This window comes from Streptomyces yangpuensis (assembly GCF_001005295.1).
Lineage (GTDB): Bacteria > Actinomycetota > Actinomycetes > Streptomycetales > Streptomycetaceae > Streptomyces > Streptomyces yangpuensis.
Window position 1 is genome coordinate 111,671 of the sequence record NZ_LBMK01000008.1, and the last position, 13,355, is coordinate 125,025.

Here is a 13,355-nt window from a genome sequence, read left to right on the forward strand (position 1 = left end):
TTTCCCACGAGATCCATCTCCCCGGTCAACCACCCGCCGCGCGGGCTCGCAGCCGGCGTTTGTCCGGTTTTCCGCGGGGGGTGAGGGGGATGGCTCGTACCCAGAAGACGGTCGTGGGCCGGTGGGCGCGGGCCAGGGAGCGTTCCACCAGGGCGCAGGCCTCGTCGGCCGCCGCGGGACCCGGGGCGCAGCCCGCCGTCGGGACCAGGAAGGCGCACACCTCCTCGCCGGTGGTGTCGCTGTGCCGGCCCACCACCGCCGCCTGTGCCACGGCGGGATGCCGGGCCAGTGCCGCCTCGACCGGCACGCAGTACACGTTGTCCCCGTCGACCATCACCACGTCCACGGCCCGGTCGTCGAGGTACAGGTAGCCGTCCGCGTCGAAGTGCCCGAGGTCCCCGGTGCGCAGCCAGCCGTCCCGCAGCACCTCGGCCGTCGTCCCGGGCCGGCCCCAGTAGCCGGACATCATCGCCGCCGACCGGGTCCACACCTCGCCCGTGCGTCCGGCCGGTACCGCCCCGCCCCGCTTGTCGCGGACCTCGGCCTCCACGCCCTCGACGGGCCGTCCGACCGACCCCAGCAGCTCCGGCCGCCCGCCCACCGCCTCATCGTGGTCGGCCGGGGTCAGCCGGCAGATCACCCCCGCCTCGTTCGTGCCGTAGCCCTGCCGCCACCGCCCGCCCCAGCGCGTCACCGCCTCCCGTAGCCGCTCCGGGTGGACCGGGGAGTCCCCGTACGAGACCACCTCCAGCCCCGGCACCCCATGGGCGGTCACCGGATCGTCCAGCAGCCGGTACACCATCGACGTCGTCAGGTACGTGGACACCGCCCCCAGCCGCCGGCAGGCCGCCGCGAACTCCCGTGTCCCGAAGGGATCGAGGATCTCCACCCGGCCGCCGGCCCGGAACTGCTCAAGGCAGCGGCCCCCGGACCGCTGCGCGAGCGAGGTCACCGACAGGTAGTCGGTCTTCGCCCAGCCCGCGGGCCGTGCCGAGTTCCGCGCGGCCATCGCACCGAAGGTCGAGGCCACCCCCTTGGGCCGCCCCGTCGTCCCGCCGGTGTACGTCACCCGCGCCACGTCCTCGTCCCGCGCCCCCACCGGCACCGGCACCGCCGCGCTCCGCCCAGCCCGCCGGACCGCCTCGTCCAGGTCCAGCCGGGGCGCGCCCGTAGCGGGCACCGGCACGTCGTGCAGCACCAGGTCCGGCCGGCAGTCCCGCAGGACGAAGTCCAGCCCGTACAGCGCTGGCCCGGCGACGACCTGCGTCAGCCGCGCACCCAGCAGATGCGCGGCGATCCGTACCAGCAGCACCTCCGGCCGGTTCGTGCCCGCCACACAGGCGAGCCCCGAGCCGCGCCCGATCCCCGACTCGGCCAGCACCGCGGCGAGCCGCCGGGCCGCGTCGAGCACGTCCCGGAACGACAGCACGACCGGGCCGGATCCGAGCGCGGGCCGTTCGGCGTTCCTCTCGAACGCCTCGACCAGCTCCGTGACATACCGCGCGGCCACCATGTGCGATCCGCCTCTCCCCGTACCGACGGTGATCGTACGGTCACTCCTGCGCCGCGGGCCCCCACCACACCGGCGCCCCACTGCACGGAGGGCCGGCCCAGCGGCATCATGGGCGGCATGACGACCGAATCCCGTGCTCGTTCATTCAGTTCCGCGGCGGCGCGCTACGCCGCGAACCGCCCCTCGTATCCGCCCGAGCTCTTCGACGCGCTGGCGGAACTGGCCGGCTTTCCCCTGGCCGGCGCCCGCGTCGCCGACGTGGGCGCGGGTACGGGAATCGCCACGTCCTTGCTGGAGGCGCGCGGCGCCCGCGTGGTGGGGGTGGAACCGGGCGAGGGCATGGCCGCCGAGTTCCGGCGCCGCAACCCCCGCACCCCGCTGGTCCGCGCGGACGGCAACAGGCTGCCGCTGTCCTCCGGATGCCTGGACCTGCTGACGTACGCGCAGTCCTGGCACTGGACCGATCCGGACCGCGCCGTTCCCGAGGCGCTGCGGGTGCTGCGGCCGGGCGGCGCGCTCGCCATCTGGCACAACGACCCCGATGTCACGGTCGGATGGATCGCGGAGCAGCAGGCGCGCATCGAGGCCCGGTTCGGGCCCGGCTGGTACATCAACGAACGGGCCCGCCCACAGGACGGGCTGCGGTTCACCGATCGTCACCTGTCGTGGTCGCGCCGCGTCCCCGTCGACACGCACCTGGCCAAACTGTCCACCCATTCCCTCTTCCTCGTCGGCGAACCCGGGACGGACGGCTTCCTGGCCGACGAACGGGCCCTGCTGATACGGCGCTTCCCCGACGGCTGGGTGGAAGAGCACTACGTGGTCGAGCTGAACGTGGCGGTCCGGAGAGCGTGACGAGGCCGGGGAGATGAGGGCGGGGACGGGATGCCGCCGTTCGGGTGAAGGACCGGAACCCGCCGTCGCCCCGTCCGTTGATCAAGGCGCTTACCCCCATGCACTCGTGCGGACATAAGGACCCCCTGATGCTCAAGAAGATTATGGCCACCGCCGCCGCCACCGCATCCATCGTCGGCGCGGGCGCCGCCGTGGCGGCCCCGGCCATGGCCATCGGCAACGACAACGGTGTCAACACTGTCAACGGCAACGGTGCCCAGCAGATCTACGGCAACCAGAAGACCCACGGCGACCAGAGCCCGCAGCTCGGCCTGGTCCAGGGCACGCTGAACAAGCCCTGCATCGGTCTGCCGGTGAAGGTCAACGCCCAGTCCGTGCTGGCGCTCATCGCCAACGTCGGCGTCCAGGACATCAACGTCCTGTCCAACCCGCAGAACCAGCAGTGCACCGAGAACTCCACCCAGGCCAAGGGTGACGAGCCGCTCTCGCACATCCTGGACAACATCCCGGTCCTGTCGGGCAACGTCTCGGCCGGCAGCTGACGAGTTCCCTCGTACGAGCCGGGGCCTCCGACGCCTGCGCGAGTGCCCACGGGGCCCCGGCTTGTTCCACCCGGATCCGCCGATCCGGCCTTCGAACGGCGCGCGGCGGCCGCACGGCCGCCGACGTGGGCACCGATCTCCCCACCACAGAGCCTCCGCCCGACCGGGCCGGAGGCTCTGTCGCGATCCGGAAGCGGGCGAGTCCCGGCGGCAGGGGCTACCGAGGGTTCCGGGCTCCTGGATCGTCTACGTGCTCTGGCCGCTGACCGCCGTGGCCCTCGCGGTGATCGTGGTGTGGCGCCGCGACGTGTGAACCAGCCGGGGGACGCACCATCCGGTAGCTTCGGTTCCATGACCACTGAGCCGCAGAGCTTCGAGATCCTGGTGGTGCCCGAGCACATCGAGAACCTCCGTGGGGCCTCCCCGGCGGACCGCGCCCTGAGGTCGGCCGTGGTCGAGGCGACCGGCGAGCAGGGGGCCTCCGGATATCCCCGGTACAGGGGGCAGGGCGTGGAGGCCGACATCGACCCCGCCACGCGCACCATCGAGGCCCTGCTCATCGACGGCGCGGAGCTGGACTACGGGCTGATCGCCATGGTCGCCCCCAAGGACCGGGGCCGGGGCGGCGGCCGCCGTACGCAGGGGACGTAGGGGGCCGCGGCCGGGTGAAGCCGGGCGGGTCGTCCCCGCCCCAGCGGCAGGCGTCCGGCCCGGACCGCCGGCGCGGGGTCCGGGCCGGACTCGGGTGGTGCGGGCGGGCCTCGCTCACCTGGAGGGTGACGTCGTCCACGACAGCTCTACCGGGCGGCGGCCCGCGCCTACCTGGCCAACGTCGACAAGGACCGCTCCGCCGGGAGTGGTGGGACGCGCACGCGGAAGTGCACCCGGTCATCGAGTGACCGGGCGCGCAGGCCGCACCAGGGGAGGCGGGGAGGCGGGTGGCGTCAGCTCCGCCGGTGGGCGGTCAGCAGCAGGTACTCCCACTCCATCACGCCGTCGGTGGTGTGTTCGGCGGCGAGCGCGTCGAGCGCCGCGTCCAGGGCCGCGACCTTCTCCGGATCGTCGCCCACCGCGCGGTACACCGCGATGGTCGGCCCGTAGCAGGCCTTGAAGAACTCCCGGAAGTCCGGCGGGTTCTTGAAGAGGGTCACGGGGACCGTCCGGCGGCGGGCGACGACATCGGTGACCGCGTCACCGAGCAGCTCGTGGACGTACTCCTCGTTCCCCCACAGCGGCGGCGGCTGCACACCGGGCGGGGGCGGCGGGGCGTACGGCTTCATCGTCGCGAACAGCCGCCCGACGAAGCCCTCGGGGGTCCAGCTGATCAGCCCGACCGTCCCGCCGGCCCGGCACACGCGCAGCATCTCGTCGGCGGCGGCGCGGTGGTGCGGGGCGAACATGATGCCGATGCAGGACATGACGACGTCGAACTCGCCGTCCGCGAACGGCAGCGCCTCGGCGTCCGCCTCCCGCCACTCCAGCTTCGCGCCCTGTACGGCGGCCAGGTGCCGTCCGACCTCCAGCAGCTCGGGGGTCAGGTCGGACGCCACGACGTCCGCCCCGGCCAGCGCGGCCGGGATGGCGGCATTGCCGGAGCCCGCCGCGATGTCGAGGACCCGGTCACCGATCTGGATCCCGCACTCCTTCACCAGCAGCGGCCCCAGCGGGGCGACGACGTGGGAGGCCACGGACGGGTAGTCGCCCATGGCCCACATCGCACGGTGCTTGGCCTTCAGACCGCGGTCGGCCTGCTGCGCCTCGTTCGCATCGGTCATGACAGACGTCCTCCAGCGCCTCGAAGCGGTCCTTCCCCGAGACTAGGGACACTTCGGCGGACCGGCCCGTCGGCGGGGCCACCCGGGTGCCGGTGCCCGGCCGGCCGGGTCAGTCGCGGGCCGTGCGGCCGCCGAAGTCGCGCGCGAAGCCTTCCCGGAATCCGGGTCGTTCCAGCGCGTCCTCGAAGGCCCGTGTGGCGCGGGCGAGCGCGGTCGCGTTCTCCTGGGCGGTGGTGAGTTCGGCGAGGTACGCGCGCAGGCTCAGTCCGCGGTCGGCGGCGAGCACGGCGAGCCGGTCGCGCACATCGGTGTCGACCTCGACGGTGGTGGTGTCGGCCATCCTCCGAGTATGCGCGTCCGGCGCCCGGCCGGGGGCCCGTTCGCCCGGCCGGTACCCCCGCCGTCCGGCCGGCCGTCCCGCTATCCCGCCCAGCGTCCGGTGAGGAAGGTGATGGCCACCGTGGTGCACAGCGGCCCGGCCACGTACAGGTAGGCGCTGCGCACCCGGGGCCGGCGCAGGCTCCAGCCGGCCAGGGCGATCCACAGCGGCCACCACAGCAGGGTGGAGCGGGGTACGGAGGTGTACCAGTAGGAGGTGCCCAGCGCCCACAGGGTGAGGGCGATGTAGAGCGCCTCGGGCCAGCGGCGGCCCCGTACCAGCACGGCCAGCAGGACCACGCCGGTCACCATCGCCAGGAGCTCCGCCTGCCACATCAGGGCGTAGCCCGTGGGCTGGGTGTGCCCGAAGGCAGCCGTCCAGGTGTGGGACCAGGCCTCCCACGGCAGGTGGAACTCCCGGTACCAGCCGCGCTCCTGGGAGTGCTTCCAGGCCATCCAGTCCCCGGTCCACGCATGCAGGTACCAGCTGTGGAGCAGCGGCGGGAGGGCCGGCAGGAACAGCCAGGGGGCGCTGCGCCAGACGGTACGGGTCCGGGCGGTCAGCAGGAAGTGGAGGGCGAGCGCGGCCGCGAGGAAGAGTCCCGTGACCCGCATCGAGCAGGCCAGGCAGGTCAGGACGGAGGCGGAAGCCCAGTTCCCGCGCTGCGCCGCCAGCCAGGCGGGCAGGGCCAGCGCGAGGAAGAGCGACTCGGTGTAGCCGGCGGCGAGGAACACGGCGCAGGGCGAGACCAGCAGGAAGGTCACCGCGCGCCGGCCGGCTTCGTCGTTGCCCAGCAGGTCGCGGGCGATGCGGGCGAGGGCCAGGACGGCGACGCCTCCCGCGACGAAGGAGATCAGTGCTCCGGAGGCGGCCCAGGAGGGGACGACGGTGTGCACGGCGCGCAGGACCAGCGGGAAGCCGGGCAGGAAGGCCTCGCGGTTGTCCCAGCCGACGGTCCAGGGGCCGGTGGCGTCGGGGAAGTAGCCGTCCCTGGCTATGCGGACGTAGAACGTCCAGTCCCAGCGCTGCCAGGGCGTGAGCAGCGACGCGGGCCGGTGGCTGTCGCCGTCGGCGGGGAACAGCCAGCCGACGGCGCCCGCGGTCGCCCAGATGCCGGCGCGGGTCAGCAGGTAGAGCCACAGCACCTCGCGGTCGGCCGGCCCGAGCATGCGCAGGGCCGGGAGCGAGCGGCGGGGGCGAGGGGCGGCGGGACGGCCGGCGGGCGCGGGCCGCGAGCGGGGGACCTCGGCCGGTCGGTGCGGGGCCGAAACGGACATAAGCGGATCTCCTGGCCGTCTGAGGGTGTGCGGAACCGCCGGCCGGGGTTCCCGGGCCGGTGTCCGCAGGCGGCGGTGTGGGGTGGGGTGAAGCCGGGGCGAGTGCCGTGGCCGCTACCGCGGCAGTTGCGTGCTGGTGCTGGTGCTGGTGCCGGAGGGAGGCGGCGAGCCGGGGTACGTTCTGCGGGGCGGGGTGGCGCTCATCGTCGCGGTGGCGGTGCCCGTGCCCGCGGTCGCGCTGGGCGGAGTCAGCCAGGCCCTGGTGCCCTGAGGCGAGGGAAGCACGGACGTCGGCAGGGAGGTCGGCAGATCGGAGGGCGGTACGGGAGAGGGGGTCGTCGCCGGGAGCATCGGTCGGCCGCTGTCGTGTGGCAGGAACGCGGCCAGTGCGGCGCCGGATCCGCCGAGCAGCAGACAGCAGGCGGCCGCGATGCCCATGATCCGGCGCCGCCGGACCCGTTCGCCGTGCTGCTCGATGACGGAGACGGGCGGGAGCGTGGTCGCGGACTGCCCGGCGGAAGCCGCGGCGCGGAAGGCCGACCGCAGCGGGTCGTGGGACTCAGGCATCGGGGGCCTCCTCGGTGCTCGGATCCTGCAGGTGATGTGAGAGCGCGGCCCGGCCGCGGGTGAGGTGGGTCTTGACCGTGCTGGCGGACAGTGAGGTCTCGGCGGCGATCTGCTCGACCGTCAGGTCGCACAGGTAGTGCAGCGCCATCGTGCGGCGCTGCTTCAGGGGCAGCCGGCGCAGCGCCTCGACGAGGGCCACCGCCTCGGGCCCCGGCCCCTCCACGTGCTGCACGGGAGTACTGCGCCGCCAGGCGTCGGCGGAGCGCCTGCGCACCCGCCAGCGGCTGACCGCGAGCCGCCACGCGACGGTGCGGATCCACGCCTCCGGCCGCCCGTCCCGGTCCAGCTGGCGCCGCCGCCCCCACCCCCGGACGAAGGCCTCCTGCACCACGTCCTGTGCCTCGTGATGATCACCGAGCATCACGTACAGCTGTCCTGTGAGCCTTCCCGCCGCTTGTGCGTAGAACGCTTCGAACTCCTCGACGGTCAAAAATCGCTCCCGAATCCATGTATCCCTCTCACCGGGCATACGCCCGGCGCACCGCATCCGGTCGACATCGGACGACATGAACTTCTGTGACTGCCGTCACATGGCGGGCGGCCCGCTCATCGTCGCGCCGGCCGCGGCGGGGACGGTGGCGCCACGAGCCCAGAGGGGGGCCGGACAAGGCCGGACAGGGCCCCGGGGCCGGGCCCGGACGGGGCAAGGGCAGGGTCCGGAACGGCGGAAGGGCCCGGATCCACAAGGATCCGGGCCCTTCCGAGCAGTAGCGGGGACAGGATTTGAACCTGCGACCTCTGGGTTATGAGCCCAGCGAGCTACCGAGCTGCTCCACCCCGCGTCGGTGGACCTCACCCTACGGCATCCGGGGGACCGTCCTCGATGCATTTTCGGGCCGCACTTGCCCGGCAAGTCGGTACAAGGGCGAATTCCCGCCGCGCAAGCGAGATCATTCCCCCTGGTGACAGTGCGTACGTGCGTGTACCTTCTCCGGTAGCTGTCGTGGTTCGAAGTGCCTTGCCCGCGCCTTCCGGCGTGGGCAGTTTTGCTGTGTTGTGCCGTAGGACCAGGGCGATCACCTCCGTCCTCCACGCCGTGTGGAGGACTTACGTCAACGGGAAGGCATGAACATGGCTACGGGAACCGTGAAGTGGTTCAACTCGGAAAAGGGCTTCGGCTTCATCGCCCAGGACGGCGGCGGCCCGGACGTCTTCGCCCACTACTCGGCGATCAACGCCACGGGCTACCGTGAGCTCCAGGAGGGTCAGGCCGTGACCTTCGACATCACGCAGGGCCAGAAGGGCCCGCAGGCGGAGAACATCACCCCCGCCTGATCCCCGGCCGGCCCGGGCACTGGCCCGGGCTCCGGAGAACCGTTTCCTCCCCCAGGTGAACCGGGGGAGTGCACGATCAGGGCCGTGCGGCATCGCCGCACGGCCCTGATCCGTCCCCGGCCCGGCTGCTCCGGCCGCCGGTTTCCCCCGGCCGGGATCCGCGCCCTGCCGGACACCGACGCGGACCACGGCGCCACCCGGCAGTGGCGCGCCCTCGCCGAGAGCAAGCTCCCCGAGCTGGACCGCTTCATCCGGCAGACGCAGATGCTGCGCGACGCCGTCGCCGGCTGCCTCGCCTGCGGATGCATGAACTTCGACACGTGCGGGCTGCCCGCCGAGGGCGGACCGGGCTCCTGACCGGCCGCGGGCCCTACCGCCACCGGGGATGAGGCATGATCGGGGGATGTCTGATCGCATCATTGCCGCCTGTGACGGAGCGGCGAAGGGTAACCCCGGACCCGCCGGCTGGGGATGGGTCATCGCCGACGCCGAGGGACGCCCCGAGCGCTGGGAGGCCGGTCCGCTGGGGCGGGCCACCAACAACATCGGGGAGCTCACCGCGCTCCAGCGGCTGCTGGAGGCGCTGACGCCGGGGACGTCCGTCGAGGTGCGGATGGACTCGCAGTACGCGATGAAGGCCGTCACCCAGTGGCTGCCCAACTGGAAGCGCAACGGCTGGAAGACCTCCTCCGGCCAGCCCGTCGCGAACCGTGAACTCGTCGAGGAGATCGACCGGCTGCTGGCCGAGCGCGATGTGACGTTCCGCTACGTTCCCGCGCACCGCGAGGACGGCGACCACCTCAACGCGATCGCCGACCAGGCCGCCAGCGACGCCGCGCTCCGGCAGGAGGCCGCGGGCACGGCCCTGGGGAACGCGGACATGCCCGTACCGGCTCCCGCCGCGCCCGCGCGCCAGAAGTCCGGTACGGCGAAGAAGCGGGCGTCCGCCGGTTCCGCGACAGGTCGGGGGAGCCGGGCCATCAAGGCGAAGTTCCCCGGCAGCTGCCCCTGCGGGAAGCCGTACGCCGTCGGGGACATGATCGCCAAGAACGGCACCCGCTGGGGCCACGAAACCTGCGCCACGGCGGCGGCCGACACCGCGTAGCGGCCGGTGGGTCAGGGGCGGGTCACGCGGAGGTAGGCCACCTCGTACGACATCGAGGACACGCCCGGCTCGGGCTTCGGGTGATAGCGGCCCGCGCAGACCGAGAGGTTGACGATCAGGTAGGCGCGCCAGCGGCGGCCCACCCCGCGGCGGTCGGCGAAGACCTGCTTGCCGTTGACCCACCACACGACGGAGCGGGAACCGAACTCGACCTTGAGGTCCACCCAGCCGCCGGGGCGGATCGCCGGGTCCCGGTGGTAACGGGAGCCGCCCCGCACGTGGTTGGACAGTTCGAGCAGGTCGGGGTTGTCCGGGTGGTACTCGAAGACGTCGATCTCGTTGTCGCCGTCCAGCCAGGTCCAGATCGCGGGCCAGGCGCCGAGTTCGACGGGCAGCCGTACCCGGGACTCCAGTACGTCACCGGTCCGCACCATGAACCCCTCCTCGCTGCCCTCGGTGGTCAGCAGGCCCGCGTTCCAGTTGCCGTCCGGGCGGCGGGCGGCGCGGAAGGTGCCGGTCCGGCTGAAGGAAGGGTCCGACACGAGGTGGTCGAGCTTGTTGTCGCCCGGGTTGGTGGGGCCGCCGTTCGGATAGGCCCAGGAGCGTCCGGCGACCCACTGGCGGGTCGAGGTGAAGTCCGCCGTGAAGACCGGGGTCCGGGCGACCGCCGCGCTTTCGTCGTCACGTCCGGGTGTGGAGGAGGCGGAGTCGGAGGAGGTGGGGCGTCCGAGGAGGCGTCGGAGCCGGTCGAGAATCTGAGTGAGCACATCGCTCCTTCCCGAGAACGTGAGCTCTTGCAGCATGCCCGCTTCCGGGGGAATGCATACCGGTCAACCGGTTTGTGTTTCGGCCGGGTTCCGCTCCGGAGAGCCGGGCCGGGAGCCGCACGGGCCTGGACCGGCGTGATCCCGGCCGCCAACAACGGTTGCGCATAAGACAGTTGCGCGCCCCCACTGCGGGGTACCATCCGTGCCGTTGGGGGGTACTGTGACACGACGCCATGTCGCGCTGCGCGCCTACGACGGTGCGGCAGCAGGTTTGTTCTCGGTGGCCGTCATGGCCGCGGTGGCCGCAATGGCCGGGTGCACGGCCGACGGGCCGGCCGACGGGAAGGACGGGAGCGGGGCGACCAGCCACGCCCCGCCGACGTCCCCCGCCCCGGCGGCGTCCACCACCGCGCCCTCGGCCGTCTCCCTCGTACCGGAACTGGACGAGTCCAAGCAGCCGAAGACGGCGGCCGAGGCCCGGGAACTCCTCGCCCGGATCCTCATCACCGAGGACGCCTTCGGCCCGGGCGTGGTCCGCAGCACACCGTTCGAGAGCAGTTCCGGCCGCTGGCCCGTCCTCGACGAGGGGTGCGTCTGGCAGACCGCCGACCTGCCGCAGGACGTACTCGCCACGAACACCCGCTACTTCCAGATCCCGGCCGCGGACGGCCACGGCCGCGTCCGGCTCAATGCCACGGTGACCGTCCACCGCGACCGCCGGGAATCGGGCTGGGAGACGGCACGCGCCATGGAGGAGGTCCTGCGCTGCCCCGACCAGAAGGTCCGCGAGGGAGAGCAGCTGGGGGGCCTGCTGGGCAACGCCATGTACCAGGGGGAGCAGCTGAACAACTGGAGCGAGGACGCCTTCAACGAGATCGGCACCTACACCAGTGAGCAGGACGGCGGACCGCACCGGTACTTCTGGTACCAGGCGCAGTTCGGCCCGGTCACCGTGGCCATCGCGGGCAAGGGCGCCGAGGGCTTCAAGGACGAGACCCTCACCCAGCTCGTCGTCCAGGGCAACAGCCGCATGATCGCGCAGGCCAAGCAGGCCCTCGGAAAGGCGGCCGGCTGATGGAGCAGCTGCATCCCTCGGACCCGTCCCGGATCGGCGGCCACCGCCTCCTCGGACGGCTCGGCGCCGGCGGTATGGGTGTCGTCTACCTCGGCCGCACGGACGACGGCGCGCTCGCCGCCGTCAAGGTCATCCGGGCCGAGTACGCCGAGGAGTCCGACTTCCGGGCCCGGTTCCGCCGCGAGGCCGAGATCGCCGCCGAGGTCGAGAGCCCGTGGGCCGTCAGGATCACCGGCGCCGACCCCGACGCCCGGGAACCATGGCTGGCCACCTCCTTCGTCGCCGGCCCGTCCCTGGCCGAGGCCGTCTCCGCCCACGGCCCGCTCCCGCTGCGCGCCGTACGGATCCTCGGCAAGGCCCTGGCCAAGGCCCTGCAGGTGATGCACGCGCAGGGCCTCGTCCACCGCGACGTCAAACCCGGCAACGTGCTGCTCGGCATGGACCGGCCCCGGCTCATCGACTTCGGTATCGCCCGGGGCGGCGAGCACACCGCCCTGACCTCGGCCGACGCCGTACTCGGCACCCCCGGCTTCATCCCGCCCGAGCAGGCCGAGGGCCGCCCCGCCGAACCGTCCGGCGACGTCTTCTCCCTCGGCTGCCTCCTCGCCTACGCCGCCACCGGCCGGCTGCCCTTCGGTGCGGGCACCGTGGAAGCCGTGCTCTACCGCACCGTCCACGACGAGCCCGACCTCGGCCCGGAGCTGCTCGCCGACCCCGAACTCACCGCCCTGCTGCGGACCTGCCTCGCCAAACACCCCGACATCCGGCCCACCGCCGCCGGGCTCGACGAGGCCCTCGTCGAGGACACCCCGGGCGAGGGGACCGACTGGCTGCCCGACCCGGTCGTCGCGACCATCGCCGAACGGGCCGCCGCCCTGCTCGCCCTGCCCGGTATCGAGGAGACCGTCGCCGACCCCGAGGCCGCCCCCGCACCCGGCGGGACCGGCCCGGCGTCGTCCCGCAGGCGGTTCCTCCAGATCGCCGCCGGGGCCGTTCTCGCGATCGGCGGCGGCACGGCGGGCTGGCTGGCGCTGCGCGAGGACGAGGAACCGAAGGGCACATCCGCAACCGCCGCCCGCGCCTGGGTGATCGGCGTACAGGCCGACCTCTCCGGCCCGCAGAAGGCGGCCGGCATCGCCCAGGAGCGCGGCGTGCGGCTCGCCGTCGACGCCTTCAACTCCCGCAAGGACAAACCCTTCACGCTCACCGTCGCCACCGCCGACGACGCGGGCGGAGCGGACCGCTCCGCGGCCGCCGCCACCAGCCTCATCTCCGACCCGGACGTACTCGCCGTGATCGGCCCCACCGGCAACGCCACGGTCACCCCGTGCCTGGAGCTGTACGGCGAGGCGGCGCTGCCCCTGCTCACCGTCTCGGCCCTGGCGAGCGCCTTCAGCGTCGCCGACCGCCGCAGCTTCTTCCAGGTCAGCCCCATCTCCTTCATCCAGGGCTCGGCGCTGGGCCGCCAGCTCGCCCGGCAGCGCGGGGTGAGCAGGCTGGGCGTCCTGTGCGACCGGGACGGCGACGTGGAGGGCTGGCAGGCGATCCTGCACGCGACCCGCACCATCGCCGGCCACGTCCCGGGAGCCACCGTCTATCCACGGGTCGTCCCGCGCGGCACACAGGACCTGTCCCCGGTCGTCACCGACATGCTCGCGCACGGCGTCGACGCCTTCTTCTACGCCGGCACCCCCCAGGGAGCGGCCAGGACCGCCGCCCTGCTGGCCGCCGCCGGCTACCGGGGCCACCGGGCGGCCGACTACGCCGTCATGGGCCCGGAGTTCCTCGCCGCCGCGGGCCCGGCCGCCGAGGGCTGGCAGTTCGTCGCCCCCTACACCGGCCCCGAGGCCCCCGAGACCGCCGAACTTGCCCGCGCGCACCAGGCGGCGTACGGCACCGCGCCCGACATCTGGACGGCGGAGGCCTACGACGCGGCGAGCCTGGTCATCGACCGGCTCGTCACGGCGGCCCGCGGCGGGGGCCGCCCGGCCCGCGCCGACCTGCTCACCGCCCTCGCGGAAGGCTCCTACCGCGGCCTGACCAAGGAGTACGCCTTCGGCAAGGACCGGACGGTGAAGGACAACGCCTACTTCCTCCACCAGGTGGAAGGCGGCCGGATCCGGTACGTGGGCCCCGTCGCCCGAGCCGCGGCCGGATAGCGGCGG

At 73.3% G+C, this 13,355-nt stretch carries 15 protein-coding genes and 1 tRNA gene; 8 read left to right on the forward strand and 8 right to left on the reverse strand.

Annotated features, from left to right (window positions below; all coding sequences use genetic code 11):
* Positions 1-25: 25 nt before the first annotated feature.
* Positions 26-1,513 carry an AMP-binding protein gene (locus AAT21_RS29675; RefSeq protein WP_052758046.1) on the reverse strand — a complete coding sequence of 496 codons (1,488 nt, stop codon included), beginning with the start codon at positions 1,511-1,513 and terminating at the stop codon, positions 26-28.
* A 117-nt stretch (positions 1,514-1,630) separates the two neighbouring features.
* Here AAT21_RS29675 and AAT21_RS29680 point away from each other — a divergent pair, with 117 nt between their 5' ends.
* The 3 genes from AAT21_RS29680 (at position 1,631) to AAT21_RS29690 (ending at position 3,561) form a co-directional block, all read left to right on the forward strand.
* Entirely contained in the window at positions 1,631-2,368 is a 738-nt protein-coding gene (locus AAT21_RS29680; protein ID WP_046780222.1) for a class I SAM-dependent methyltransferase, read from the forward strand.
* Positions 2,369-2,496: 128 nt separating this feature from the next.
* Positions 2,497-2,910, forward strand: coding sequence for a rodlin (locus AAT21_RS29685; protein ID WP_046780054.1), 414 nt, complete (start codon positions 2,497-2,499; stop codon positions 2,908-2,910).
* A gap of 351 nt (positions 2,911-3,261) precedes the next feature.
* The gene (locus AAT21_RS29690; protein ID WP_046780055.1) at positions 3,262-3,561 is read left to right on the forward strand and encodes a hypothetical protein; all 300 of its coding nucleotides are present in this window, start codon (positions 3,262-3,264) and stop codon (positions 3,559-3,561) included.
* 293 nt (positions 3,562-3,854) lie between these two features.
* Here AAT21_RS29690 and AAT21_RS29695 read toward each other — a convergent pair whose 3' ends face one another.
* The 6 genes from AAT21_RS29695 to AAT21_RS29720 all read right to left on the reverse strand — a co-directional run bounded on the left by AAT21_RS29695 (position 3,855) and on the right by AAT21_RS29720 (position 7,750).
* Positions 3,855-4,685, reverse strand: coding sequence for a class I SAM-dependent methyltransferase (locus tag AAT21_RS29695; RefSeq protein WP_046780056.1), 831 nt, complete (start codon positions 4,683-4,685; stop codon positions 3,855-3,857).
* A 109-nt stretch (positions 4,686-4,794) separates the two neighbouring features.
* Positions 4,795-5,025, reverse strand: coding sequence for a hypothetical protein (locus tag AAT21_RS29700; RefSeq protein ID WP_046780057.1), 231 nt, complete (start codon positions 5,023-5,025; stop codon positions 4,795-4,797).
* A gap of 80 nt (positions 5,026-5,105) precedes the next feature.
* A complete protein-coding gene (locus tag AAT21_RS29705; protein ID WP_107081428.1) occupies positions 5,106-6,341 on the reverse strand; it encodes a mannosyltransferase family protein in 1,236 nt (411 codons plus the stop codon).
* 114 nt (positions 6,342-6,455) lie between these two features.
* Positions 6,456-6,908 (reverse strand): flagellar basal body-associated FliL family protein, encoded by a 453-nt coding sequence (locus tag AAT21_RS29710; protein WP_046780059.1) that lies wholly within the window; start codon positions 6,906-6,908, stop codon positions 6,456-6,458.
* A complete protein-coding gene (locus AAT21_RS29715; RefSeq protein ID WP_046780060.1) occupies positions 6,901-7,398 on the reverse strand; it encodes a SigE family RNA polymerase sigma factor in 498 nt (165 codons plus the stop codon). The genes AAT21_RS29710 and AAT21_RS29715 overlap by 8 nt, the downstream gene beginning before the upstream one ends.
* Before the next feature lie 278 nt (positions 7,399-7,676).
* Positions 7,677-7,750: transfer RNA gene (locus AAT21_RS29720), tRNA-Met, on the reverse strand.
* A gap of 289 nt (positions 7,751-8,039) precedes the next feature.
* Here AAT21_RS29720 and AAT21_RS29725 point away from each other — a divergent pair.
* The 3 genes from AAT21_RS29725 to AAT21_RS29735 all read left to right on the forward strand — a co-directional run bounded on the left by AAT21_RS29725 (position 8,040) and on the right by AAT21_RS29735 (position 9,348).
* Positions 8,040-8,243 (forward strand): cold-shock protein, encoded by a 204-nt coding sequence (locus AAT21_RS29725; protein WP_030036890.1) that lies wholly within the window; start codon positions 8,040-8,042, stop codon positions 8,241-8,243.
* A gap of 84 nt (positions 8,244-8,327) precedes the next feature.
* Positions 8,328-8,600: a MerR family transcriptional regulator gene (locus tag AAT21_RS38495; RefSeq protein ID WP_052758047.1), complete on the forward strand. Its 273-nt coding sequence runs from the start codon at positions 8,328-8,330 to the stop codon at positions 8,598-8,600.
* 46 nt (positions 8,601-8,646) lie between these two features.
* The gene (locus AAT21_RS29735) at positions 8,647-9,348 is read left to right on the forward strand and encodes a ribonuclease H family protein (RefSeq protein WP_046780061.1); all 702 of its coding nucleotides are present in this window, start codon (positions 8,647-8,649) and stop codon (positions 9,346-9,348) included.
* 11 nt (positions 9,349-9,359) lie between these two features.
* Here AAT21_RS29735 and AAT21_RS29740 read toward each other — a convergent pair whose 3' ends face one another.
* A complete protein-coding gene (locus AAT21_RS29740) occupies positions 9,360-10,115 on the reverse strand; it encodes a LamG domain-containing protein (protein WP_235439271.1) in 756 nt (251 codons plus the stop codon).
* 220 nt (positions 10,116-10,335) lie between these two features.
* Here AAT21_RS29740 and AAT21_RS29745 point away from each other — a divergent pair, with 220 nt between their 5' ends.
* Together AAT21_RS29745 and AAT21_RS29750 are read left to right on the forward strand one after the other, a co-directional pair.
* Positions 10,336-11,190, forward strand: a complete 855-nt coding sequence (locus AAT21_RS29745) for a hypothetical protein (protein ID WP_157879816.1) — start codon at positions 10,336-10,338, stop codon at positions 11,188-11,190.
* A complete protein-coding gene (locus tag AAT21_RS29750) occupies positions 11,190-13,349 on the forward strand; it encodes a bifunctional serine/threonine-protein kinase/ABC transporter substrate-binding protein (protein ID WP_046780062.1) in 2,160 nt (719 codons plus the stop codon). The genes AAT21_RS29745 and AAT21_RS29750 overlap by 1 nt, the downstream gene beginning before the upstream one ends.
* The last annotated feature ends 6 nt before the right edge of the window (positions 13,350-13,355 follow it).

What these genes read in the sequence shown, in the direction of transcription:
- AAT21_RS29675 (WP_052758046.1), bottom strand. Translation starts at nt 1,513, where the DNA reads ATGGTGGCCGCGCGGTATGTCACGGAGCTGGTCGAGGCGTTCGAGAGG.
- AAT21_RS29680 (WP_046780222.1), top strand. Translation starts at nt 1,631, where the DNA reads ATGACGACCGAATCCCGTGCTCGTTCATTCAGTTCCGCGGCGGCGCGC.
- AAT21_RS29685 (WP_046780054.1), top strand. Translation starts at nt 2,497, where the DNA reads ATGCTCAAGAAGATTATGGCCACCGCCGCCGCCACCGCATCCATCGTC.
- AAT21_RS29690 (WP_046780055.1), top strand. Translation starts at nt 3,262, where the DNA reads ATGACCACTGAGCCGCAGAGCTTCGAGATCCTGGTGGTGCCCGAGCAC.
- AAT21_RS29695 (WP_046780056.1), bottom strand. Translation starts at nt 4,685, where the DNA reads ATGACCGATGCGAACGAGGCGCAGCAGGCCGACCGCGGTCTGAAGGCC.
- AAT21_RS29700 (WP_046780057.1), bottom strand. Translation starts at nt 5,025, where the DNA reads ATGGCCGACACCACCACCGTCGAGGTCGACACCGATGTGCGCGACCGG.
- AAT21_RS29705 (WP_107081428.1), bottom strand. Translation starts at nt 6,341, where the DNA reads ATGTCCGTTTCGGCCCCGCACCGACCGGCCGAGGTCCCCCGCTCGCGG.
- AAT21_RS29710 (WP_046780059.1), bottom strand. Translation starts at nt 6,908, where the DNA reads ATGCCTGAGTCCCACGACCCGCTGCGGTCGGCCTTCCGCGCCGCGGCT.
- AAT21_RS29725 (WP_030036890.1), top strand. Translation starts at nt 8,040, where the DNA reads ATGGCTACGGGAACCGTGAAGTGGTTCAACTCGGAAAAGGGCTTCGGC.
- AAT21_RS29735 (WP_046780061.1), top strand. Translation starts at nt 8,647, where the DNA reads ATGTCTGATCGCATCATTGCCGCCTGTGACGGAGCGGCGAAGGGTAAC.
- AAT21_RS29750 (WP_046780062.1), top strand. Translation starts at nt 11,190, where the DNA reads ATGGAGCAGCTGCATCCCTCGGACCCGTCCCGGATCGGCGGCCACCGC.